The organism is Achromobacter spanius, from assembly GCF_029637605.1.
Classification (GTDB): domain Bacteria; phylum Pseudomonadota; class Gammaproteobacteria; order Burkholderiales; family Burkholderiaceae_B; genus Achromobacter; species Achromobacter spanius_E.
Map to the genome: position 1 here is coordinate 1 of NZ_CP121261.1, position 22,889 is coordinate 22,889.

Sequence of the window (22,889 nt, forward strand, 5' to 3'; positions counted from 1 at the left end):
TGACAAGCGATAAAAACTTCTTCATAATCTCGCCTCTCTGCTGCTGAAAACAGCAAGCGACGCAAAGCGAAAGCCGCAGCGAAGCTGGTGGGTTCAGCGAGTGGCAAGAAGTTGGTAGTACAGAATTTAGCAGTACCGCTCTTTAACAATTAAACAACCGATAAGTGTGGGCGCTTGATGCGATGCACTGTGATTCAGGTCTGGGGTCAAACCTTGGCTTGCTTCACAAGCACAATGAAATCAAGTGCTCACTAGAAGTGAAGTACCTTAGACGTCAAGTTTAAGAACATACCTCACTTCCTTTGAGTAGCGACGTATGACCTGGTTCGGATTTATTCGGACCAAGAATACGAAACAAATACAGAGATTAAACTGAAGAGTTTGATCCTGGCTCAGATTGAACGCTAGCGGGATGCCTTACACATGCAAGTCGAACGGCAGCACGGACTTCGGTCTGGTGGCGAGTGGCGAACGGGTGAGTAATGTATCGGAACGTGCCTAGTAGCGGGGGATAACTACGCGAAAGCGTAGCTAATACCGCATACGCCCTACGGGGGAAAGCAGGGGATCGCAAGACCTTGCACTATTAGAGCGGCCGATATCGGATTAGCTAGTTGGTGGGGTAACGGCTCACCAAGGCGACGATCCGTAGCTGGTTTGAGAGGACGACCAGCCACACTGGGACTGAGACACGGCCCAGACTCCTACGGGAGGCAGCAGTGGGGAATTTTGGACAATGGGGGAAACCCTGATCCAGCCATCCCGCGTGTGCGATGAAGGCCTTCGGGTTGTAAAGCACTTTTGGCAGGAAAGAAACGTCATGGGCTAATACCCCGTGAAACTGACGGTACCTGCAGAATAAGCACCGGCTAACTACGTGCCAGCAGCCGCGGTAATACGTAGGGTGCAAGCGTTAATCGGAATTACTGGGCGTAAAGCGTGCGCAGGCGGTTCGGAAAGAAAGATGTGAAATCCCAGAGCTTAACTTTGGAACTGCATTTTTAACTACCGAGCTAGAGTGTGTCAGAGGGAGGTGGAATTCCGCGTGTAGCAGTGAAATGCGTAGATATGCGGAGGAACACCGATGGCGAAGGCAGCCTCCTGGGATAACACTGACGCTCATGCACGAAAGCGTGGGGAGCAAACAGGATTAGATACCCTGGTAGTCCACGCCCTAAACGATGTCAACTAGCTGTTGGGGCCTTCGGGCCTTGGTAGCGCAGCTAACGCGTGAAGTTGACCGCCTGGGGAGTACGGTCGCAAGATTAAAACTCAAAGGAATTGACGGGGACCCGCACAAGCGGTGGATGATGTGGATTAATTCGATGCAACGCGAAAAACCTTACCTACCCTTGACATGTCTGGAATTCCGAAGAGATTTGGAAGTGCTCGCAAGAGAACCGGAACACAGGTGCTGCATGGCTGTCGTCAGCTCGTGTCGTGAGATGTTGGGTTAAGTCCCGCAACGAGCGCAACCCTTGTCATTAGTTGCTACGAAAGGGCACTCTAATGAGACTGCCGGTGACAAACCGGAGGAAGGTGGGGATGACGTCAAGTCCTCATGGCCCTTATGGGTAGGGCTTCACACGTCATACAATGGTCGGGACAGAGGGTCGCCAACCCGCGAGGGGGAGCCAATCCCAGAAACCCGATCGTAGTCCGGATCGCAGTCTGCAACTCGACTGCGTGAAGTCGGAATCGCTAGTAATCGCGGATCAGCATGTCGCGGTGAATACGTTCCCGGGTCTTGTACACACCGCCCGTCACACCATGGGAGTGGGTTTTACCAGAAGTAGTTAGCCTAACCGTAAGGGGGGCGATTACCACGGTAGGATTCATGACTGGGGTGAAGTCGTAACAAGGTAGCCGTATCGGAAGGTGCGGCTGGATCACCTCCTTTCAGAGCTTAAGTGCTCGTGTTAAGCGTCCACTCTTATCGGTTGTTTGATATAGCTGGGATCAGTTGTAGGCTTGGGTCGAGGGAATCTTCCCTGGGTCTTCAGCTACCTGACTGCTGATCCGAGAAGGTTTTGGGTCTGTAGCTCAGTTGGTTAGAGCACCGTCTTGATAAGGCGGGGGTCGTTGGTTCGAATCCAACCAGACCCACCAAGTATTCTGCGATGCAGGATATGGGGGTGTAGCTCAGCTGGGAGAGCGCCTGCTTTGCAAGCAGGATGTCATCGGTTCGATCCCGTTCACCTCCACCATTGATTCTCACAATCGCCCTGGTGGTGATGTAGAGGCTAACTCATAGCGCTGTTGTCAGTGTTATGAGTTAGGTTTTACCTAACAGCTATATTCGTTCTTTAACAATCTGGAAGAAGCACAACGAAATGTACTTATTAAGTACTCGACGCAAGTCGAAGAAGATAAGTACGGGTTGTGATTGCATTATTTTGTTCCAAGTTCTCAAGACTGGGGTGAATAACCTCAGACTGCTTTGAAACTTATGAACGGCACAAACGCTAATACTCAGGTCCTATAGCCTACAGCGTTATAGGATCAAGCGACTAAGTGCATATGGTGGATGCCTTGGCGATCACAGGCGATGAAGGACGTAGTAGCCTGCGAAAAGCTACGGGGAGCTGGCAAACAAGCTTTGATCCGTAGATGTCCGAATGGGGAAACCCACTGCAGCAATGCAGTATCCCTAGCTGAATACATAGGCTAGTGGAAGCGAACCGGGTGAACTGAAACATCTCAGTAGCTCGAGGAAAAGAAATCAACCGAGATTCCGAAAGTAGTGGCGAGCGAAATCGGAAGAGCCTTTACGTTTTAGCGCGCAAGATAGTCGAACGGAATGGAAAGTCCGGCCGTAGCAGGTGATAGCCCTGTAGATGAAATCTTGTGTGTGGAACTAAGCGTAAGACAAGTAGGGCGGGACACGTGAAATCCTGTTTGAAGATGGGGGGACCATCCTCCAAGGCTAAATACTCGTGATCGACCGATAGTGAACCAGTACCGTGAGGGAAAGGCGAAAAGAACCCCGGAAGGGGAGTGAAATAGATCCTGAAACCGTATGCATACAAACAGTAGGAGCCTCCTTGTGGGGTGACTGCGTACCTTTTGTATAATGGGTCAGCGACTTACATTCAGTGGCAAGGTTAACCGAATAGGGAAGCCGTAGCGAAAGCGAGTCCGAATAGGGCGATTCAGTCGCTGGGTGTAGACCCGAAACCAGATGATCTATCCATGGCCAGGTTGAAGGCACGGTAACACGTGCTGGAGGACCGAACCCACTAATGTTGAAAAATTAGGGGATGAGCTGTGGATAGGGGTGAAAGGCTAAACAAATCTGGAAATAGCTGGTTCTCTCCGAAAACTATTTAGGTAGTGCCTCAAGTATTACTGCGGGGGGTAGAGCACTGTTATAGCTAGGGGGTCATGGCGACTTACCAAACTATGGCAAACTCCGAATACCCGCAAGTACAGCTTGGGAGACAGAGCACCGGGTGCTAACGTCCGGACTCAAGAGGGAAACAACCCAGACCGCCAGCTAAGGTCCCGAATTATCGCTAAGTGGGAAACGAAGTGGGAAGGCATAGACAGTCAGGAGGTTGGCTTAGAAGCAGCCATCCTTTAAAGAAAGCGTAATAGCTCACTGATCGAGTCGTCCTGCGCGGAAGATGTAACGGGGCTAAGCGATAAACCGAAGCTGCGGGTGTGCACTTTTAGTGCACGCGGTAGGAGAGCGTTCTGTAAGCCTGCGAAGGTGGCTTGTAAAGGCTGCTGGAGGTATCAGAAGTGCGAATGCTGACATGAGTAGCGATAAAGGGGGTGAAAAGCCCCCTCGCCGTAAGTCCAAGGTTTCCTGCGCAACGTTCATCGGCGCAGGGTGAGTCGGCCCCTAAGGCGAGGCAGAGATGCGTAGCTGATGGGAAACTGGTTAATATTCCAGTACCGTCGTACAGTGCGATGGGGGGACGGATCGCGGAAGATCATCAGGGTGTTGGATGTCCCTGTTGCTGTATCGAAGATGGCGCTTAGGCAAATCCGGGCGCGTAAATCAAGGGTATGGCACGAGCGAGCATTGCTTGCGAAGTGATTGGAAGTGGTTCCAAGAAAAGCCTCTAAGCTTCAGCTGTACGAGACCGTACCGCAAACCGACACAGGTGGACGGGATGAATATTCCAAGGCGCTTGAGAGAACTCAGGAGAAGGAACTCGGCAAATTGATACCGTAACTTCGGGAGAAGGTATACCCCGGTAGTGTGAAGCGCCTGCGCGCTTAGCATGATGGGGTCGCAGAGAATCGGTGGCTGCGACTGTTTATTAAAAACACAGCACTCTGCAAAGACGAAAGTCGACGTATAGGGTGTGACGCCTGCCCGGTGCCGGAAGGTTAAGTGATGGGGTGCAAGCTCTTGATCGAAGCCCCGGTAAACGGCGGCCGTAACTATAACGGTCCTAAGGTAGCGAAATTCCTTGTCGGGTAAGTTCCGACCTGCACGAATGGCGTAACGATGGCCACACTGTCTCCTCCTGAGACTCAGCGAAGTTGAAGTGTTTGTGATGATGCAATCTACCCGCGGCTAGACGGAAAGACCCCATGAACCTTTACTGTAGCTTTGCATTGATCTGTGAACCGGCCTGTGTAGGATAGGTGGGAGGCTTTGAAGCGTGGTCGCTAGATCGCGTGGAGCCATCCTTGAAATACCACCCTGGTTTGTTTGCGGTTCTAACCTTGGTCCGTTATCCGGATCGGGGACAGTGCATGGTGGGCAGTTTGACTGGGGCGGTCTCCTCCCAAAGTGTAACGGAGGAGTTCGAAGGTACGCTAGGTACGGTCGGAAATCGTGCTGATAGTGCAATGGCATAAGCGTGCTTGACTGTGAGACTGACAAGTCGAACAGGTGCGAAAGCAGGACATAGTGATCCGGTGGTTCTGAATGGAAGGGCCATCGCTCAACGGATAAAAGGTACTCTGGGGATAACAGGCTGATACCGCCCAAGAGTTCATATCGACGGCGGTGTTTGGCACCTCGATGTCGGCTCATCTCATCCTGGGGCTGTAGCCGGTCCCAAGGGTATGGCTGTTCGCCATTTAAAGAGGTACGTGAGCTGGGTTTAAAACGTCGTGAGACAGTTTGGTCCCTATCTGCCGTGGGCGTTGGATACTTGACGGAGCCTGCTCCTAGTACGAGAGGACCGGAGTGGACGTACCTCTGGTGTACCGGTTGTCATGCCAATGGCATTGCCGGGTAGCTAAGTACGGAAGAGATAACCGCTGAAGGCATCTAAGCGGGAAACTCGTCTGAAGATTAGGTATCCCGGGGACTTGATCCCCCTAAAGAGTCGTTCGAGACCAGGACGTTGATAGGTCGGGTGTGGAAGCGCAGTAATGCGTTAAGCTAACCGATACTAATTGCTCGTGAGGCTTGATCCTATAACACTGATGGTTATGACCTGGTGGTATAGCGTTCCAAGTGTCGTTCAATACAAAATCTGGCTGCACCGTCGGCAGCCAGCCAACACCAATTACATCCCCCCTGTGCGTGATCATCGAGCTAGTCTCTGGTCACCCACACGTTGTGTTTCTTCCAAGATTGGAGCCGTTGCGTTAACCCGCAGCTGCTCAACCCGTTACGCCTGACGACCATAGCAAGGTGGTACCACTCCTTCCCATCCCGAACAGGACAGTGAAACGCCTTCGCGCCGATGATAGTGGACGGACGTCTGTGAAAGTAGGTCATCGTCAGGCTTTTATTGCGCAAAACCCCACAGGTGATCCGGTGGGGTTTTGTTTTTGGGTTTTGAGTTTAGATTTGAGATCCAAGATTTGATCTTCGCGATACTGATTAATTGAAAACGCCTCGCGGCTGATACCGCGAGGCGTTTTTGTTTAATGTCACCGCCATTCGATTATGAACTGGCTAGGTATTTTTGGCGGTCGATGCCGTGGCGTTGGAGTTTGTCGTAGAACGTCTTGCGTGGAATGCCCAATGTCTCAAGTGTGGCCTTGACGTCACCTTGGTTTGCGGAAAGCGCATCGCAGATCAATTGCGCTTCCAGACTTTCCATGCGTTCTGGCAAGCTGAGAACTGGATGCGGTTGCTGGGCTATGCCAGATTCTGGCATATTCAGCACCCCAAGCACTACGCGTTCGGCGAAGTGGGCCAGTTCGCGCACATTGCCAGGCCAGTCGTGCGTCATGACGTGCTGCTTGATGGCGGCAGGCATCTCTGGAATGTCGCGATGAAATCGACGCGATGCGTGCCCGAGATAATGCGCGAATAACAGCGGGATATCGTCCCGGCGCTCGCGCAGCGGGGGAATGCGGATGGTGACCACGTTGAGTCTGTAGAACAGGTCTTCGCGAAACTTGGTTCGGATGGCAGGGCTGCCCAGATCTTCTTTGGTGGCAGCCACGACGCGCAGATCCAGATTGCGCACCTCGTTGCTGCCAAGCGGGGTGATCTGGCGAGATTCGAGTACACGCAGCAGTTTCACTTGCACCGCTAGCGGCATACTCTCGATTTCGTCCAGGAACAAGGTTCCCCCGCTGGCATGCTCGATCCGGCCGACACGTTTTTTCTGCGCACCGGTAAATGCCCCAGCCTCGTGACCGAACAGCTCGCTTTCGATGACGGTTTCTGGCAGCGCACCGCAATTAATGGCGACCAGTTCGCGATGGCGCCGCCGACTGAGCCGATGAAGCGCCGTTGCCACGACCTCTTTGCCGGTTCCCGTTTCGCCCTCGACCAGCACATCGACATCCGCATCGGCAATGTGACGCAGGGTTTCCTTGATACGTTGCATGGCCGGCGTGGCACCGATGAAGGGTACTTCATCGGCTTGCACCGCAAACGCGGCTTCGCGCAGGCGGCGGTTCTCCAGCACCAGACGGCGCTTTTCTGCCGCGTGCAGGATGGCGGTGGTGAGCCGGTCGGGCGCATAGGGCTTGGCCAAAAAGTCATAGGCGCCTTCGCGCATGCATTGCACCGCGGTAGCGATATCGCCGTGGCCAGTGATGAGGATGACCGGCAGTTCCGGGTCGATGCCCCGCAGCCGATTGAACAGTTGCAGACCATCGATGTCAGGCATGCGGATGTCGGTCACGACCACGCCGTCGAAGTCGCGGTGCAAGATCGGAAGTGCCGACCGCGCCGTTCCATATGCGTCGACGGTCATACCGTGCAGCTTCAGGGTTTGAACGTTTGCGCGGCGCAGGTCCTCGTCGTCATCGATGAAGACGACATGGGGCGCCGCGGGGACGCGACCGGGAAGCGCCGGATCCGCATACGGAAAGGTATCAGGGTTTTGGATCATGGTGAAAAGGAATGGCTTGAGCGTCGCGGCCGACGTCTGCCTTGCGCAATGTGAGGATGAAGACGGCGCCGCGTGGGGCACCTTGATATGCCGGAAACCCGGGTTCCCCCGGTTGGCTCGCACGCAGATCACCGCCGAATTCGGCGACTATGTCGCGGCAAATGACAAGGCCCAAGCCCAAACCTTCCGGCTTCGTCGTATAAAAAGGTGTGAACAGGCGTGCCCGGGCGCCGTCCGACAGCCCGGGACCGTTGTCATTCACGTAGAGCTGCACGGTTGCGCCAAGATCTTGCAGGGCGACGATGACCCGGCCTTCGGAAATGCTTTCCAAGGCTTCCATCGCGTTTTGCAGCAAGTTCACCAAGACCTGTTCCAGGCGGATGCGGTCGGCGTGGACGAGTACATCTTGGTCAGCCGGCGGCCGTACCAGTGCAACGCCCTGCCTGCGCGCGCGAGGACCGATCAACAACAGCGCTCCATCGAGGGCTTCGTTGAGACTGGTGGGGCCGATTGACGCGCCCGCTTTGCGTGAAAATGCACGCAATTCGCTCGTGATATGGCCAATACGTTCGGTCAGCATGGCGATGGTGCCCAAATTGTCTTTGGCGGCTTCTGCATCGTCACGACGTAGGAACTCCGTCGCGTTGTCCGCATAGGCGCGGATCGCCGCAACGGGCTGGTTGATCTCGTGGGCAACCCCTGCAGCGACCTGGCCCAGCAAGGCCAGCTTGCTGGCTTGAACAAGTTCGTCCTGCATCGTATGCAGGCGTGCCTCGGCACGTTGGCGTTCATCCATTTCGTCCATCAATTGCTCGTTGACCTCGCGCAGCTGGCTAGTGCGTTCGCTGACCAGCGCGGCCAATTGCGCCTGGATAGCGGCTTGCTGGCCAGCCCGTTCGCGGTTGCGATGGCGCCGATAGAGGACGATGCCAATCGCCGCTGCCAGAAGGCTTTGCACTAGCAAGGCCGCCAATTGCGCATTGGCGATGGCCTGGTTCATGGCCGTTTGGACGGGTGACAGTAAATGCAATGTCCAGCCCGGAGACTCCGCGATGGGCAAGGTGGTGTGCAGCAGCGGTGCCCCAGTGGGAATTTGGGGCAAGGCGTGATTGGCGCGCACCAGTTGGCCGGTGCTGACTGGGGATAGAGGCGGCGTCAAAGGCAAAGGTTGGAATTGGGCATCGCCAAACTGAAGGCTGGTGCGCAAGGTTTGCGCCAGATCGGGAGCCAAAGGTGCCAAGACGTCGAAACGCCAGTCCGCCACGCTGCCCAGCAGAACCACGCCATGCTCGTCGGTAACGAAGATGGGCGCGGCAGATTGCCGCCAGTCGGATTCCAGGCCGCGAAAATCCACTTTCAATACGATCACGCCCAACATGGCACCGTTGGCGTCGTCGACGCGGCGCGACAAGTACAAACCGGCCTCATGGCTGACGGTGCCCAGGGCGAAGTGTTCGGCATAGCCGTTGGCGACGGCGCCTTGGAAGTAGGGGCGAAATTGATAGTCGACCCCGACAAACGTGGCGGGTTCGCGCCAATTGCTGGCGGCGATTGCAAGCCCGGTTTTGTCCAGTAGATAGATGGCTGAGGCGCCGACGCCGCGCGTCAGCGTGTCGAACTTGTCGTCCAGCGATTCGATCTGGGCGGCCGAGGCCCCTTGTAGTGCCGCACGCACGTCAACATCTCGGGTCAGTACGAAAGGCAGGGCCCGAAATTTGTCGAGGTTGTTGCGCAGCAAGGCCGCGTTGATCTGGCCGGCGCTGCGTGCCTGCGCGGTTGCGCTCTTGATTGCGTTATCGCGTGCCCACTCCGTGGCTGCGTGCAAGACCCCGACAATGATGGCGACGGCGACCAGGATGCCCAATGCACGCGCGAGCCACGAACTTGGCGCACGACGCGAGGCGGGTGCGGAAGAGGCAGCGTCTGAACGCTGGGCAGAGGATGAGGGATGGGATCGAGGCATGGTGTGCGGACTTCCGCACATTCTAGCTTAGTTGTGTGCGGCTTCCCGCCATCAAGATGCTGACGCATCTGCGTGTTGGGGGGAAAGCCCCGTCATATCAATGGCTTGCCGAGTTCCGGGTACATCGAGCTCGCCTGGCATGGGTCTTGCATATACACGGCTAAGCCGAGCCACATCCGCGCACGGTGAAATCGGCATGCGACCACAACGCAATGCCATAAAACAGAAAACGCCCTGTCGCCCGCTGCGCTCAACCACGCGGGGGCAAGGGGCATTGGTGGGGACAAAACCCGATGATCGACGTGGATCAAAGCGCACCCGTGCGCAAGCTCAAGTTCTATCAAATCCTGTATGTGCAGGTGATTTTCGCCATTGTGGTGGGGGTGTTGCTGGGCGCGTTCAAGCCTGAACTCGGCCAGCAGATGCAGCCGTTGGGCGATGCCTTCATCAAGCTGGTGAAGATGATCATTGCGCCGGTGATCTTCCTGACCGTGGCGTCCGGCATTGCCGGCATGAGCGACCTGAAAAAGGTCGGGCGCGTGGCTGGCAAGGCGATGCTGTATTTCCTGACTTTCTCGACGCTGGCCCTGATCATGGGCATGGTCGTCAGCCATATCGTCCAGCCGGGCGCGGGGATGCATATCGACCCCAGCACCCTGGACCAAAAGGCCGTTGCCAGCTTCGTGGCCAAGGCGCACGACTCGACCATCACCGGCTTTCTGATGAACATCATCCCGACGACGATCTTCAGCCCGTTCGTGGGCGGAGATATTCTGCAGGTGCTGTTCGTGGCAGTGCTGTTTGGAATCGCGCTGGCCATGGTGGGCGAACGCGGCAAGCCGATCCTGAGCTTCATGACGGCGCTGGCCCAGCCGATCTTCAAACTGGTCGCTATCTTGATGAAGGCGGCGCCCATCGGCGCGTTCGGTGCGATGGCGTTCACCATCGGCAAGTACGGCATCAAGTCCGTGGTGAACCTGGCCATGCTGGTGGGTACCTTCTACGCCACGTCGGTGCTGTTTGTGGTGGTGGTGCTGGGTCTTGTCGCCCGGTACAACGGCTTTTCGATCCTGAAGCTGGTTCGCTACATCCGCGAAGAATTGTTGTTGGTGTTGGGCACGAGCTCATCCGAAGCGGCATTGCCCACGCTGATGCAGAAGATGGAACGCGCCGGCTGTTCGAAGTCGGTGGTTGGCCTGGTGGTGCCCACGGGATACTCGTTCAATCTGGACGGCACCAATATCTATATGACGATGGCCGCGCTGTTCATCGCGCAGGCGTGCGACATTCCGCTGTCGTTGGGCGACCAGATCCTGCTGCTGGCCGTGGCGATGCTCAGCTCCAAGGGAGCCGCGGGTGTCACGGGGGCCGGTTTCATTACCCTGGCCGCCACCTTGTCGGTGGTGCCGTCCGTGCCTATCGCGGGGATGACGCTGATTCTGGGCGTGGATCGCTTTATGTCGGAATGCCGAGCCTTGACCAACCTGGTCGGCAACGCCACCGCCGCGGTTGTGGTTGCGCGCTGGGAAGGAGAGCTGGATCAGGAACAATTGCACGCCGCCCTGGATGGACAGTCGGTGCCTGTTGTACCGGCTTCCGATACGCCGACGCACGACACGCAGCCCACCTTGGGCCATACGCCCGTTTAAGTTCAGGGTATCTGGATGCCTGCCGCTCGCAGCAGATTCGACGTTTCGAATAGCGGCAGGCCCATCACGCCGGTATAGCTTCCGGCAATGCGCGAGATGAAGGTACCGGCCAGACCCTGGATGCCATAGGCGCCTGCCTTGCCGAAGGGTTCGCCGCTATCGCAGTAGCGGCCGATTTCGTCGTCGCTCAAATCGCGCATGTGGACGTCGGTGACTGACACCGCTTCCAGTAGCTGCTCGCCCGTGCAGACTGCGACGGCGGTACGGACTTCATGCGCCTGTCCGGACAAGGCACGCAAGATGCGCATAGCGTCCGCGCGGTCGGCTGGCTTGCCCAGCACGGCGCCATTCAGAATGACGGTGGTGTCCGCGGCCAGCAGGGGCAGATCAGGCAGATTGTGGGTGCGCATCCAGTCGCGGCCTCGCAGCGCCTTGTCGCGGGCAGTGCGTTGCACGTAGTCCGCGGCGCTTTCGCCTTCGTGTTGGGGCTCGTCTTCGCCGGGAGGCGCCGGCACCAGCAGGACCGTGTGCGCAAGGCCGATCTGGGTCAACAGTTCACGCCGCCGTGGGCTGGCCGAGGCCAGGTAGAGGCGAGCGGGCGAGGTGTCAGGGGCGGCAGTGTGGGGCATGCGGAATCTTGTGGGGCGCCGCCCTGGCAGCGGTCAGGCGCGGTGGTAGGGGTGATTGGTCATGATGGCCCATGCGCGATAGAGCTGTTCGGCCAGCACCACGCGGACCATGGGATGCGGCAAGGTCAGCGACGACAAGCGCAGTTGGCCGCTGCACGAGGCCTTCAAATCGGCGTCCAGGCCATCTGGGCCGCCAACCAGAAAAGCGACGTCTTGGCCGCCCGCGCGCCATTGTTCCAGCTTTTGCGACAAGGCCATGGTGGTCAGGTCGCGGCCGCGTTCGTCCAGCGCCAGCCGCAGCGCGCCAGCGGGTAATGCGGCTTCAATGCGTTTGGCTTCCGCCGCCATCATCTGGGCGGGCGTCTTGCCGGTGGTGCGCGGTTCGGGCTTGATCTCGCGCAGTTCCAGCGCGCAATCGGCGGGCAGGCGTTTGGCGTAGTCGGCCCAGGCAGTCTCTACCCAGTCCGGCATTCGCGTACCCACCGCCGCAACAATCAGCTTCACGGCAGGAACTCAGGCTTCGGCGTTGTCGTAGCCGTTGTCGGCGGGGATCGGTGCCACTCGGGTCGATTCCGGCAGCAGCTTCACGCGCACCGGTTTGCCGCCCCAGATTTCTTCCAGGTTGTAGTACTGGCGGATGGCGGGCTGCATGATGTGCACGACGACGTCACCCAGGTCGACGACGACCCATTCACCGGTGTCCTCGCCTTCGATGGTGATGCCGGTCAGTTCCAGTGCGCGGCCGCGGTCGGCCACGCTGGAGGCAAGGGCTCGGGTTTGGCGGTTGGAGGTGGCGCTGGCAATCACGACGCGATCGAACAAGCTTGTCAGATGCGTGGTGTTGTAGACCTTGATGTCTTGCGCCTTGACGTCTTCGAGGGCATCGATGACGGCGCGTTGGAGTTTCGTTATATCCATAGCTGCAAATATAACCCGCGGACGGACGGCGGATGCCGGCTCCGTGGCGCTTTCTGCGCCGGGCGGGTGTGGGTTTATCGGTAAAGTTGGTGCGCCGCAATATAGGCGGCGACGGCCGGGGCCAATAGGCCGTCAGTGGATTCGCCCGCGGCCAGCCGCCGACGGATGTCGGAAGCGGATACCGCCATGGGCGCAAAGGGCAATTCTTCCAGGCTGTGACCTTGCGCTTGCAGCCACGCGGTCAGTTCCGGGGGCGGCGTAAGCGGGGTGCCGGGGCGGGTAGCCACGGCCAGATCCACCAGACTGGCGATGTCGCGCCAATTACGCCAGGTGCAAAAATTGGCGAGTTGGTCGGCACCCAGCAGCCAGACATAGCGCGCGCCCTGGGGCAGGCCGCGCAGCGTGTCGATGGTGTAGGTGGGGCCGTCGCGTTCGATTTCGACGGGGTTGACGAGCAGCCCGTCGTGCCCGGCGATGGCCAGCTCCAGCATGTCACGGCGTTGTTCGCCCGTGGCGTGCAAGGCTGCTCGCTGCCAGGGATTGCCGGCGGGAATCAGTTCCACGGAGGTTAGATTCAGCGTGTCCAACGCGCTTTTTGCCAGCGTGACGTGGGCGACGTGGACGGGGTCAAAGCTGCCGCCCAGGAGACCGATGCGCTTCAAACCCAATCCCGCGGCGTCAGGTAGGCGGCAAGCTCGGCTTCCGGCGTGCCTGCTTCGGGCTGCCAGTCGTAGCGCCATTGCGCCAAGGGTGGCATGGACAGCAGGATGGATTCGGTGCGGCCACCGGATTGCAGGCCGAACAGCGTGCCGCGGTCGAACACCAGATTGAATTCAACGTAGCGGCCTCGGCGGTAAGCCTGGAAGTCGCGTTCGCGTTCGGTGTAAGCCGTGTCGCGGCGACGTTCGACGATGGGCAGATAGCTGTCCAGGAATGCGTCGCCCACGGACCGGGTCAGGGCAAACGAGGACTCAAAGCCAGGCGCGTTCAGGTCGTCAAAGAAGACGCCGCCGATGCCGCGCGTTTCGTTGCGGTGCTTCAGGAAGAAGTACTCGTCGCACCAGCGCTTGTAGCGCGGGTAGTACTCAGGGCCGTGGCTGGCCAGCGCGTCGCGGCAGACCGTATGGAAATGCCGGGCGTCGTCTTCGAAAGGGTAATAGGGCGTCAGGTCTATGCCGCCACCGAACCAGAAGACGTCGGCTTCGTCATGCCCGGGGCGGGCCGTCGCCACGAACATGCGCACATTCATGTGCGTGGTGGGCACGTAGGGGTTGCGCGGGTGCAGCACCATGGAAACGCCCATGGCCTCCCACGCACGACCGGCAAGCTCGGGCCGGTGGGCGCTGGCCGACGGGGGCAGCTTCGTGCCCTTGACGTGGCTGAACAGTACGCCCGCGCGCTCGAACAGCTTGCCGCCTTCCAGCAGCCGCGACAGCCCGCCGCCGCCTTCCGGACGTACCCATTCATCGGCACGGAAAGGGCCGCCTTCCGCCGCTTCCAGTGCTAGGACAATACGCGCCTGCAAGCCGGTGAGGTAATCGCGGACAGAGGCAACGGGCAAGGCGTTCATCAGCGCTTTCCGGCGTTACGCGTTGGACTTGGGTTTTTGTTGCGACGGCTTGAGCGCACGCCAGCCGATGTCGCCGCGGTACTGACGGCCATCGAAATGGATGCCGTCGATGGCTTCGTACACGCGGTCGCGAGCCATCTTGACCGAGTCGCCCAAGGCCGTGACGCACAGCACGCGGCCACCGGTGGTCTTGGTGTTTTCGCCATCGAGTTCGGTGGCGGCATGGAACACCATGCAGTCTTCGGCGTCGGCGGGCAGGCCGCGGATGACGTCGCCGGTGCGCGGCGTGTTGGGGTAATTGTGCGAGGCCAGTACCACGCCCAGGGCGGTGCGGCGGTCCCAGACGATGTCGGCCTGGTTCAGCGTGCCGTCCACGGCGTGCTCAAGCGCGTCCAGCAGATCGCTCTTGACGCGCATCATGATGGGTTGCGTTTCCGGATCGCCCATGCGGCAGTTGAATTCCAGCGTCTTGATTTCGCGGTCGGGATCATCGCCCGGGGCGATCATCAGGCCGGCGTACAGGAAGCCGGTGTAGGGAATGCCGTCGCGCGTCATGCCCTGCACCGTCGGCAGGATGATTTCGCGCATGATGCGGTGGTGCAGTTCGGGCGTGACGATGGGGGCCGGCGAATAGGCGCCCATGCCGCCGGTGTTCGGACCCTGGTCGCCGTCTTGCAGGCGCTTGTGGTCTTGGCTGGTGGCCAGCGCCAGCACGTTGCGGCCGTCGCACATGACGATGAAGCTGGCTTCTTCGCCCACCAGGCATTCTTCGATGACAACGCGGGCGCCCGCGGCACCCATGGAGCCATCGCCCAGCATGGCGTCAACGGCGGCATGCGCTTCTTCCAGCGTGGCCGCAACCACGACGCCCTTGCCGGCGGCCAGGCCGTCGGCCTTGATCACGATGGGGGCGCCTTCCTGGTCAATATAGGCATGCGCCTGGACCGGGTCGGTGAAGGTGGCGTAGCGCGCGGTCGGGATGTTGTGCCGGACCATGAAGGCCTTGGCGTAGTCCTTCGAGCTTTCCAGTTGCGCGGCGGCCTTGGTGGGGCCAAAGATTTTCAGGCCGCGCGCGCGGAACACGTCCACCACGCCCGAGGCCAGCGGCGCTTCCGGCCCAACGACCGTCAGGGCGATTCCTTCGCGCTGGACGAAATCGGCCAGCTCCTCGGCATTGGTGAGCGCGATGTTTTCCATCTGCTCGGCCCGTTGCGTGCCGCCATTACCCGGGGCGACAAACACTTTGTGTACGCGCGGGGAGCGGGCCAACCGCCAGGCGAGGGCATGTTCGCGGCCGCCCGAGCCAATTACCAGGAGTTTCATGTTGCGTGATTCTGAAGGTTGCCACTCTAGCCCGTGGAGAAGGCGACGGACCCGGGACAGCCCCGGGACCGATTCATATTCCGGCACGCTGGCGGACAAGCCGTCAACGCGCTGGAACCGTGGGATTTACTGTGCTTCGTCGAAAATAACGGTCGTATAGACTTCCTGCACGTCGTCCAGGCCTTCCAGGGCGTCGAGCAGTTTCTGCATCTTGATGGCGTCTTCGCCAGCCAGTTCGGTTTCGTTCAGCGCCTTCATGACGATGCCGTCAACTTCGGCTTTCAAACCCGCTTCGTCGAAAGCCTTGCGCACGGCGGCGTAGTCAGCCGGCGCGCAAACGACTTCGATCACGCCTTCTTCGTCGGTCGTTACGTCTTCGGCGCCGGCGTCGAGCGCGGCTTCCATGACTTTGTCTTCGGCGGTGCCCGGCGCGAATACGAACTGGCCGCAATGCTTGAACATGAAGGCCACCGAGCCTTCCTGGCCCAGGTTGCCGCCGTTCTTGGCGAAGGCGTGGCGGACTTCCGCCACGGTGCGGGTGCGGTTGTCGGTCATGCAGTCAACGATGACCGCCGCGCCGCCGATGCCGTAGCCTTCGTAGCGGACTTCCTCGTAGGCGTCGCCGTCGGCACCGCCCGCGCCACGCTGGATGGCGCGCTGGATGTTGTCCTTGGGCATGTTGGCGTCGGTGGCCTTGTCCCAGGCCATGCGCAAGCGCGGGTTGCTGTCCGGGTCGGGGCCGCCGGCGCGCGCCGCCACGGTGATTTCACGAATGATCTTGGTCCAAAGCTTCCCGCGCTTGGCGTCTTGACGCCCTTTGCGGTGCTGGATATTGGCCCATTTGCTGTGTCCGGCCATGGCTTCCCAGGAGAAATTGTCTGCAAAAAAAGGCATTTTACCGTGCCGGCGGCCATAGCGCCCCGGCGTGGCCCCGCCTGTGTCGATATTGCCACGCGCACAAGCCCCACGGCAGGCTCTACACTTGGGCATCCTTTTGGCTTCCTGGCCCGGAGCGTTGCCCATGCCCAATCCCATCGTCATTGCCAAGAACGCGCAGACCGAACTGGCCCTGTTACCCGCTTTGGCCAACCGGCACGGGTGCATTACCGGGGCCACGGGCACCGGCAAGACCGTCACCCTGCAAGTGCTGGCCGAATCGTTTTCACGCATTGGCACGCCGGTGTTCATGGCTGACGTGAAAGGCGACCTGACCGGGATATCGCAAGCCGGCATGGCCAGCCCCAAGCTGGCCGAGCGGCTGAAAAGCCTGGGCCTGGACGAACCCGCGTGGGGCGCCAGCCCCGTCACGCTCTGGGACGTGTTCGGCGAGCAGGGCTTGCCGGTGCGGGCCACCATTACCGATATGGGGCCATTGCTGCTGTCGCGCATCCTGGAGCTGAACGACACGCAGGAAGGGGTACTGACCCTGGTATTCAAGGTGGCCGACGATGAAGGCCAACTGTTGCTTGACCTGAAAGACCTGCGCGCCATGCTGCAAAACGTGGCGGACCGCTCGGCCGAGCTCAAGACCCGTTACGGCAATGTGTCGTCTGCCAGCGTGGGCGCCATCCAGCGCGGCTTGCTGGCGCTGGAATCGCAGGGCGCCGAAAAGTTCTTCGGCGAACCCATGCTGGACGTGGCCGACCTGATGCGCACCGATGCCCAGGGGCGCGGCATGGTCAACGTGCTGGCCGCCGACAAACTGATGCAGGCGCCGCGGCTGTACGCGATTTTCCTGCTCTGGCTCTTGGCCGACCTGTATGAAAAGCTGCCCGAAGTGGGCGACATGGACCAGCCCAAGCTGGTGTTCTTTTTCGATGAAGCGCACCTGCTGTTCAACGACGCGCCGCCCGCGCTGCTGAACAAGATCGAACAGGTAGTGCGCCTGGTGCGGTCCAAGGGCGTGGGCGTCTATTTCGTGACCCAGAATCCGCTGGACATCCCCGATACCGTGTTGGGCCAATTGGGCAACCGCGTCCAGCATGCCTTGCGGGCGTTCACCCCGCGCGACCAGAAGGCCGTCAAGACCGCCGCGCAGACGATGCGTCCGAACCCTGGGCTGGACATCGAAGCGGCCATTACCGAACTGGGGGTTGGCGAGGCGCTGATTTCACTGCTGGACGCCAAGGGCCGCCCGATGCCGACGGAACGCGCCTACGTGATGCCGCCTGCCAGCCGCATTGGCCCGGCGACGGATGCCGAGCGCCAGGTGTTGCGCCAGGGCAGCCCGATGGCCGCCAAGTACGAAAAGGCAGTTGATCGGGAGTCTGCCTACGAAATCCTGGCGGGACGCGCCGCCGTCCCGGTCGATGCTGCCAGCGGCAAGCCGGCGGAATCCAAAGGCGAGGCGCCCGCCGAGTCCTCCGACGGCGGCTTGATGGGCAGCTTGAAAGACGTGCTGTTCGGATCGACCGGCCCTCGTGGGGGCAAGCGCGACGGCGTTGTCCAAACCATGGCCAAGAGCACCGCCCGTTCGATTGCGCGTGAACTGACACGCGGCATTCTGGGATCGCTGCTGGGCTCCAAAACCCGTCGCTGACGCCACCTGTCCACTGGCAGGACGCATCCCTCCGTTTTGTAACGGGGGGTGTTGCGTCGCGGCCGTTTATGCCTATGATTCTGGGCGGTCTATCAAAGGAAACCTTAAGGACAAACGTGGTGGCTAAGAAACACAAGATTGCGGTGATCCCAGGAGACGGTATTGGCAAGGAAGTCGTGCCGGAAGGGCTGAAAGTGCTGGACGCCGTGGCGACGCGCTTCGGCATCGAATTCCAGTGGGATCATTTCGACTGGAGTTGCGACTATTACGCTCAGCACGGCAAGATGATGCCGGACGACTGGAAGGCGCAAATCGGGCAACACGAAGCGATTTTCTTCGGCTCGATCGGCTGGCCCGCCACGGTGCCGGACCACGAGGCGCTGTGGGGCTCGCTGTTCAAATTCCGTCGCGAATTTGATCAATACATCAATTTGCGACCGGTTCGCCTGATGCCTGGCGTGCCGTCGCCGCTGGCCGACCGCAAGCCCGGCGACATTGATTTCTTCATTGTTCGTGAAAACACCGAAGGCGAATATTCCAATAGCGGCGGCCGCCTGTTCGAAGGCACCGATCGTGAAGTCGTCATTCAAGAAAGCGTCTTCACGCGCATTGGCGCCGATCGTGTACTGAAGTTCGCGTTCGAGTTGGCCCAAAAGCGCGGCAAGCACCTGACTGCCGCCACCAAATCCAACGGCATCTCGATTTCGATGCCCTGGTGGGACGAGCGGGTGGCCGACATGGCCGGGAACTATCCGGACGTGCGCTGGGACAAATATCACATCGATATCCTGTGCGCGCACTTCGTGCAGCATCCGGATTGGTTCGACGTGGTGGTGGCTTCCAACCTGTTCGGCGACATTCTTTCCGATCTGGGGCCGGCATGCACGGGCACGATTGGCATTGCTCCGTCCGCCAACCTGAACCCCGAACGCAAGTTCCCGTCGCTGTTCGAACCGGTGCACGGTTCGGCGCCGGATATCTATGGCAAGGGCATCGCCAACCCGATCGGGCAGATCTGGAGCGGTGCATTGATGCTGGATTTCCTGGGCTATCCCGAGGCCTCGGCCGCGGTGGTGAAAGCGATCGAAACCGTGCTGGCGGACGGACCTCGCACGCGGGATATGAAGGGCAGCGCATCGACCGTTGATGTCGGGGACGCCATTGCGTCACTGATCGCGGCCGGTTAAGCGTATTTAGCGAGGGCGGCCATTCAGGCTAGTTGATGGAACATTCAATGTCTTCTACCTCCGCCGCCCACGTGGGCGGTGGCCGGGCCGACCGCTTTGTGCGCAAGCTGTTCCGTTTGCTGCGTTCACGCACGCAACGGCATAACCAGCATTTGTGGCCATTCGTGCGGATCTGGCGAGACCGCACGGGCGTCATCTCCGGCTTTCGCGCCTTTGGCCGGTCGCTGCCGTTGACGCCGCTGGCCCAAGGCTATGACCGCGCCGATGAAACGGTGCACTTGATTCTGAGCGGCCCGTCGGTCGCCCAGATTCCCTACGATCAGTTGGATATTCGCGTGGCCATGGGCGTGAACGGCGCCATTGCGCTGGCGCGCAAGTTCGACCTGCCATTCAAGTACTACTGCATCATCGACCAGAATTTTGTGCGGGAACGCATTGAACTGGTGCGTGAGATCGTTGCGCGCGACCTGACGCTGTACGTGTTTCCGGAAGTGCTGCGCTACATCATGCAAGGCATTCCGCAAGACCAGATCCGCTGCCGCATCTGCATCATCGAATTGATTTCCGAACGCGCCTATCAGCGCAGCGCGGCGCCCGCGGTGCTCAAGCGGATTGCGGCGGCCACGCCTGACGTGCAATTGCTGGATGCCAAGCAGGGCCTGGGCTACAGCTTCGATGCATCGTTAGGGGTGTTCGACGCCGACACCGTGGCCTATGCGGCCTTGCAGGTGCTGATGTCCGGCGGCGCGCGGCAGGTGTATGTGCATGGGCTGGACCTTACCGTACAGAATGGGCTGCGCTTTTATGAGGAAGGCGGCAAGCCGCAAACCAGCCGCCTGGCCCGCAAATTCACGCATTTGATCGAACCGTCGTTCCGCTTTGCCGCCGAGCAATGGCGGGCGCGTGGCGTGTCGGTGTTCAACCTGTCGCCCGTCAGCGCCTTGTCGCCCGACATTATCGAGCGGCTCGATTGGCAAGCGTTCTTGAAAGAGGACGCGCCTGGCGCGCCCTGATTGCCCGCGTCAGTGCGCGCCCGCCGCTGCTTCTGCCGCACCGCCGTCGCCCGCCTTGTTTGAGCGCGGCCGCGCAAACCAGACCAAGCCCGTCAGCATCAGGAAGATGATGGCCGAGGCGAAGAACACGTCCACTGCCGACATCGTGAATGCTTGCGTGTTGACCAGGCCGTCCACCATGCTCAAGGCTTGTTGATGCGACATGCCCAAGCCGTTCTGCAGGGCGTTCATGGTCTGGTCGAACGCTTGTTGGCCGGGCTTGGCGACCTCGGTCAATTGCGAGTGATGCAGTGTGGCGCGGTTTTCCCATAGCGTCGTTGCGATCGAGGTGCCGAATGCGCCCGCCGTCAACCGCAGGAAGTTCGACAGGCCCGACGCGGCGGGAATGCGCCATGGTTCGATGCCGGACAGGGTGATGGACGTCAGCGGCACAAAGAATGCCGCCATGGCCGCGCCCTGGATGATGGTGGGCAACATGAGCGTGCGCACGTCGGTCTGGGTGTTGAAACCCGCCCGCATGAAGCACACCAGCGCGAAGATCAGGAACGCAACCGTCACGATCTGGCGCGGGTCTCGTGTGGCCAGCATCTTGCCCACGATGGGGGTCAACACGATCGCCAGCAACCCAACCGGCGCCGTCACCAGGCCGGCGTAGGTGGCGGTGTAGCCCATATTGCTTTGCAGCCACAGCGGCAGCAGCACCACGTTGCCGAAGAACACACCGTAGGCCACGGCCAGTGTCAGCGCGCCGACAGTGAAGTTGCGCTCCTTGAACAGGCGCAGGTCCACCACGGGGTGGGCGTCGGTCAATTCCCAGATCAGGAAGAACACGAAGGCCACGAAAGCGATTGCCGCCAGGGCAATGATGGTGGGGCTGGCGAACCAGTCCAGTTCCTTGCCCTTGTCCAGCATGATCTGCAAGGCGCCAACCCAGATCACCAGCAGCACCAGTCCCAGCTTGTCGATGGGCAGCTTGCGGGTTACCGATTCGCGCTTGCCGTAGATGCGCCAGCTGATCCACGCGGCCAGGAGTCCCACGGGCACGTTGATGTAAAAAATCCACGGCCACGTGTAGTTGTCGGAAATCCACCCGCCCAGCAAGGGGCCCGCCACGGGCGCGACCAAGGTGGTCATGGCCCAGACGGCCAACGCCATGCCCGCCTTGGACTTCGGGAAGCTGGCGAGCATCAACGTTTGCGACAGCGGGATCATCGGCCCAGCCACCGCGCCCTGCAATACGCGAAAGGCGATCAACGCTTCCAACGAAGGCGCAAAGCCGCACAACCATGACGCCAGCACGAACAGCAGGGTGGAAATCAGGAACAGGCGCACCTGGCCGATGCGCTGTGTGAGCCAGCCGGTCAGCGGTACCGTGATGGCGTTGGCGACGGCGAACGATGTGATGACCCAGGTTCCCTGGCTGGTGCTGACGCCCAGGTCGCCCGAGATGGTGGGGATGGACACGTTCGCGATCGATGTGTCCAGCACGTTCATGAACACCGCGGTGGATAGCGCGATGGACCCGATGACGCGGGCCGCGCCTTCCAATGGCGGGTGAGTACCCGGCGGGCGGGCGGGTTCGATCGGGGGCGCGCCAGCGCCCGCGGGCTGGGCGGTCGTGCTCATGATGCGAGGTTTTGTTCGATGATTTTCTTGATCATGGCGTCGACGTCATCGTGTGCCGGTTCAAAAGCGCGCGTGGACCAGGCCGGCTCGCTGCGCACGGCTTGTGTCAGCGCTTCGCCATCCTGCTGGCCCACATCCACTTCCACGTCCATCGACAGGCCGACACGCAAGGGATGCGACTTCAGGTCTTCGGGGTCGAGCAGGATGCGCACGGGCACGCGCTGCACCACCTTGATCCAGTTTCCGGTGGCGTTCTGGGCGGGCAGCAGGGCGAAGGCGCTGCCGGTTCCGGCGTCCAGGCCGGCGACCGTGCCGTGGTAAACGACCGAGCTGCCGTACAGGTCGGCCACCATCTTGACCGGCTGGCCGATGCGCATCTTGCGCAACTGGCCTTCCTTGAAGTTGGCTTCCACCCAGACCTGGTCCAGCGGCACCACCGTCATCAGCGCGTTGCCGGGGGCCACACGCTGGCCAACCTGCACGCTGCGGCGCGCGATCACGCCGCCCACCGGCGCGGGCAGCACCGTACGCGACTGAGCCAGCCAGGCATTGCGAAGGCCGGCGGCGGCCTGGAGCACATCGGGATGATTGGCAACCGTGGTGCCCTGCGTCAGCGCCTGGTTGGTCACCAGTTTGGCTTGCGACGCGGCCAAGGCGGCGCGGGCTTGGGCCAGGCCAGACTGTGCCGATTTCAGCGCGGCTTCCGCGTGCAGGATCTCTTCACCACTGACACCACCGGATTTGGCCAATTGCTGGCGGCGGCTGACGTCGCTTTGGGCGCGCGTCAGTTCGGCCTGCGCGCGCAGAATGTCGGCGCGGCGCAGGTCGACATCAGCGGCCAGCGCGTCGTTCTGAACGTAATAGGTGCGGACCTGGCGCACCATCTGGGCGAGCCTGGCCTGTGCTTGTTGCAGGGCCACGTCGGTGTCGGCGGGGTCCAGGCGCACCAACGGCTGGCCAGCCGCGACGGTTTCGGTGTCGTCGGCTTCAATGGCCACGACAGTACCGGGCACCTGCGGCGTGATCTGCACCAGGTTGCCGTGCACGTAGGCATCGTCGGTGCTTTCGAAGTGGGCGCCGAAAAGCACCCACCAGATGCCGTAGGCGATGGCGATGAGAATGAAGACGCCGGTCGCGATCAGCAAGAGGCGTTTGCGGGCGGGGTTGGCGGTGGGGGTGGCAGCGTTCATGACGTCTGAATCCG

General features: G+C 60.3%; 15 protein-coding genes, 2 tRNA genes and 3 rRNA genes. 9 read left to right on the plus strand and 11 right to left on the minus strand.

All coding sequences use genetic code 11. The features are described from left to right. Window positions 1-369 precede the first annotated feature (369 nt). From P8T11_RS00005 to rrf, 5 genes are all read left to right on the plus strand, one after another. A 16S ribosomal RNA gene (locus P8T11_RS00005) occupies window positions 370-1,900 on the plus strand. 132 nt (window positions 1,901-2,032) lie between these two features. Further along, window positions 2,033-2,109 (plus strand) — tRNA-Ile (locus tag P8T11_RS00010). Window positions 2,110-2,131: 22 nt separating this feature from the next. Continuing rightward, window positions 2,132-2,207 (plus strand) — tRNA-Ala (locus P8T11_RS00015). Between the two features lie 293 nt (window positions 2,208-2,500). Next, a 23S ribosomal RNA gene (locus P8T11_RS00020) occupies window positions 2,501-5,385 on the plus strand. Window positions 5,386-5,587: 202 nt separating this feature from the next. After that, window positions 5,588-5,700 (plus strand): 5S ribosomal RNA (rrf, locus tag P8T11_RS00025). The 16S, 23S and 5S rRNA genes sit together here with 2 tRNA genes alongside, the layout of an rRNA operon. A gap of 161 nt (window positions 5,701-5,861) precedes the next feature. On the opposite strand, the gene P8T11_RS00030 is transcribed toward rrf, so the two are convergent. Then, window positions 5,862-7,268: a sigma-54-dependent transcriptional regulator gene (locus P8T11_RS00030; RefSeq protein WP_268078890.1), complete on the minus strand. Its 1,407-nt coding sequence runs from the start codon at window positions 7,266-7,268 to the stop codon at window positions 5,862-5,864. Then, window positions 7,252-9,252, minus strand: a complete 2,001-nt coding sequence (locus P8T11_RS00035; protein WP_418910262.1) for a sensor histidine kinase — start codon at window positions 9,250-9,252, stop codon at window positions 7,252-7,254. The genes P8T11_RS00030 and P8T11_RS00035 overlap by 17 nt, the downstream gene beginning before the upstream one ends. Before the next feature lie 272 nt (window positions 9,253-9,524). Here P8T11_RS00035 and P8T11_RS00040 point away from each other — a divergent pair, with 272 nt between their 5' ends. Next, window positions 9,525-10,880, plus strand: coding sequence for a dicarboxylate/amino acid:cation symporter (locus P8T11_RS00040; protein ID WP_268078888.1), 1,356 nt, complete (start codon window positions 9,525-9,527; stop codon window positions 10,878-10,880). Between the two features lie 2 nt (window positions 10,881-10,882). Here P8T11_RS00040 and P8T11_RS00045 read toward each other — a convergent pair whose 3' ends face one another. The 7 genes from P8T11_RS00045 to P8T11_RS00075 form a co-directional block, all read right to left on the minus strand. Further along, window positions 10,883-11,509 (minus strand): Maf family protein, encoded by a 627-nt coding sequence (locus tag P8T11_RS00045; RefSeq protein ID WP_268078887.1) that lies wholly within the window; start codon window positions 11,507-11,509, stop codon window positions 10,883-10,885. A gap of 33 nt (window positions 11,510-11,542) precedes the next feature. After that, the gene (rlmH, locus tag P8T11_RS00050) at window positions 11,543-12,013 is read right to left on the minus strand and encodes a 23S rRNA (pseudouridine(1915)-N(3))-methyltransferase RlmH (RefSeq protein ID WP_050449060.1); all 471 of its coding nucleotides are present in this window, start codon (window positions 12,011-12,013) and stop codon (window positions 11,543-11,545) included. A gap of 9 nt (window positions 12,014-12,022) precedes the next feature. Then, the gene (rsfS, locus tag P8T11_RS00055; RefSeq protein WP_268078886.1) at window positions 12,023-12,427 is read right to left on the minus strand and encodes a ribosome silencing factor; all 405 of its coding nucleotides are present in this window, start codon (window positions 12,425-12,427) and stop codon (window positions 12,023-12,025) included. A gap of 74 nt (window positions 12,428-12,501) precedes the next feature. Then, the gene (gene nadD / locus P8T11_RS00060) at window positions 12,502-13,089 is read right to left on the minus strand and encodes a nicotinate (nicotinamide) nucleotide adenylyltransferase (RefSeq protein ID WP_268078885.1); all 588 of its coding nucleotides are present in this window, start codon (window positions 13,087-13,089) and stop codon (window positions 12,502-12,504) included. Further along, on the minus strand, window positions 13,086-13,997 hold the full coding sequence (gene hemF, locus P8T11_RS00065; protein ID WP_268078884.1) for an oxygen-dependent coproporphyrinogen oxidase: 912 nt from the start codon (window positions 13,995-13,997) through the stop codon (window positions 13,086-13,088). Before hemF ends, nadD begins: the two co-directional genes overlap by 4 nt. A gap of 15 nt (window positions 13,998-14,012) precedes the next feature. Continuing rightward, complete coding sequence (gene purD / locus P8T11_RS00070) at window positions 14,013-15,320, minus strand: phosphoribosylamine--glycine ligase (RefSeq protein WP_268078883.1); 1,308 nt, start codon at window positions 15,318-15,320, stop codon at window positions 14,013-14,015. Window positions 15,321-15,446: 126 nt separating this feature from the next. Next, window positions 15,447-16,178 carry a YebC/PmpR family DNA-binding transcriptional regulator gene (locus P8T11_RS00075; RefSeq protein ID WP_050449096.1) on the minus strand — a complete coding sequence of 244 codons (732 nt, stop codon included), beginning with the start codon at window positions 16,176-16,178 and terminating at the stop codon, window positions 15,447-15,449. 163 nt (window positions 16,179-16,341) lie between these two features. Between P8T11_RS00075 and P8T11_RS00080 the strand changes: the two genes are divergently transcribed. The 3 genes from P8T11_RS00080 (at window position 16,342) to P8T11_RS00090 (ending at window position 20,059) form a co-directional block, all read left to right on the plus strand. Further along, window positions 16,342-17,859 (plus strand): helicase HerA-like C-terminal domain-containing protein, encoded by a 1,518-nt coding sequence (locus P8T11_RS00080; protein WP_268078882.1) that lies wholly within the window; start codon window positions 16,342-16,344, stop codon window positions 17,857-17,859. A gap of 119 nt (window positions 17,860-17,978) precedes the next feature. Further along, a complete protein-coding gene (locus P8T11_RS00085; RefSeq protein ID WP_268078881.1) occupies window positions 17,979-19,046 on the plus strand; it encodes a tartrate dehydrogenase in 1,068 nt (355 codons plus the stop codon). A gap of 47 nt (window positions 19,047-19,093) precedes the next feature. Further along, window positions 19,094-20,059, plus strand: a complete 966-nt coding sequence (locus P8T11_RS00090; RefSeq protein WP_418910261.1) for a hypothetical protein — start codon at window positions 19,094-19,096, stop codon at window positions 20,057-20,059. A 9-nt stretch (window positions 20,060-20,068) separates the two neighbouring features. Here P8T11_RS00090 and P8T11_RS00095 read toward each other — a convergent pair whose 3' ends face one another. Both P8T11_RS00095 and P8T11_RS00100 read right to left on the minus strand, forming a co-directional pair. Continuing rightward, entirely contained in the window at window positions 20,069-21,685 is a 1,617-nt protein-coding gene (locus P8T11_RS00095) for a DHA2 family efflux MFS transporter permease subunit (RefSeq protein ID WP_268078879.1), read from the minus strand. Continuing rightward, entirely contained in the window at window positions 21,682-22,875 is a 1,194-nt protein-coding gene (locus tag P8T11_RS00100; RefSeq protein WP_268078878.1) for an efflux RND transporter periplasmic adaptor subunit, read from the minus strand. Before P8T11_RS00100 ends, P8T11_RS00095 begins: the two co-directional genes overlap by 4 nt. Between the last annotated feature and the right edge of the window lie 14 nt (window positions 22,876-22,889).

Bases quoted from the DNA above. Each gene is read 5' to 3' on its own strand.
- P8T11_RS00030 (WP_268078890.1), bottom strand. From the start codon at position 7,268: ATGATCCAAAACCCTGATACCTTTCCGTATGCGGATCCGGCGCTTCCC.
- P8T11_RS00035 (WP_418910262.1), bottom strand. From the start codon at position 9,252: ATGTGCGGAAGTCCGCACACCATGCCTCGATCCCATCCCTCATCCTCT.
- P8T11_RS00040 (WP_268078888.1), top strand. From the start codon at position 9,525: ATGATCGACGTGGATCAAAGCGCACCCGTGCGCAAGCTCAAGTTCTAT.
- P8T11_RS00045 (WP_268078887.1), bottom strand. From the start codon at position 11,509: ATGCCCCACACTGCCGCCCCTGACACCTCGCCCGCTCGCCTCTACCTG.
- rsfS (WP_268078886.1), bottom strand. From the start codon at position 12,427: ATGGATATAACGAAACTCCAACGCGCCGTCATCGATGCCCTCGAAGAC.
- hemF (WP_268078884.1), bottom strand. From the start codon at position 13,997: ATGAACGCCTTGCCCGTTGCCTCTGTCCGCGATTACCTCACCGGCTTG.
- purD (WP_268078883.1), bottom strand. From the start codon at position 15,320: ATGAAACTCCTGGTAATTGGCTCGGGCGGCCGCGAACATGCCCTCGCC.
- P8T11_RS00075 (WP_050449096.1), bottom strand. From the start codon at position 16,178: ATGGCCGGACACAGCAAATGGGCCAATATCCAGCACCGCAAAGGGCGT.
- P8T11_RS00080 (WP_268078882.1), top strand. From the start codon at position 16,342: ATGCCCAATCCCATCGTCATTGCCAAGAACGCGCAGACCGAACTGGCC.
- P8T11_RS00090 (WP_418910261.1), top strand. From the start codon at position 19,094: ATGTCTTCTACCTCCGCCGCCCACGTGGGCGGTGGCCGGGCCGACCGC.
- P8T11_RS00095 (WP_268078879.1), bottom strand. From the start codon at position 21,685: ATGAGCACGACCGCCCAGCCCGCGGGCGCTGGCGCGCCCCCGATCGAA.
- P8T11_RS00100 (WP_268078878.1), bottom strand. From the start codon at position 22,875: ATGAACGCTGCCACCCCCACCGCCAACCCCGCCCGCAAACGCCTCTTG.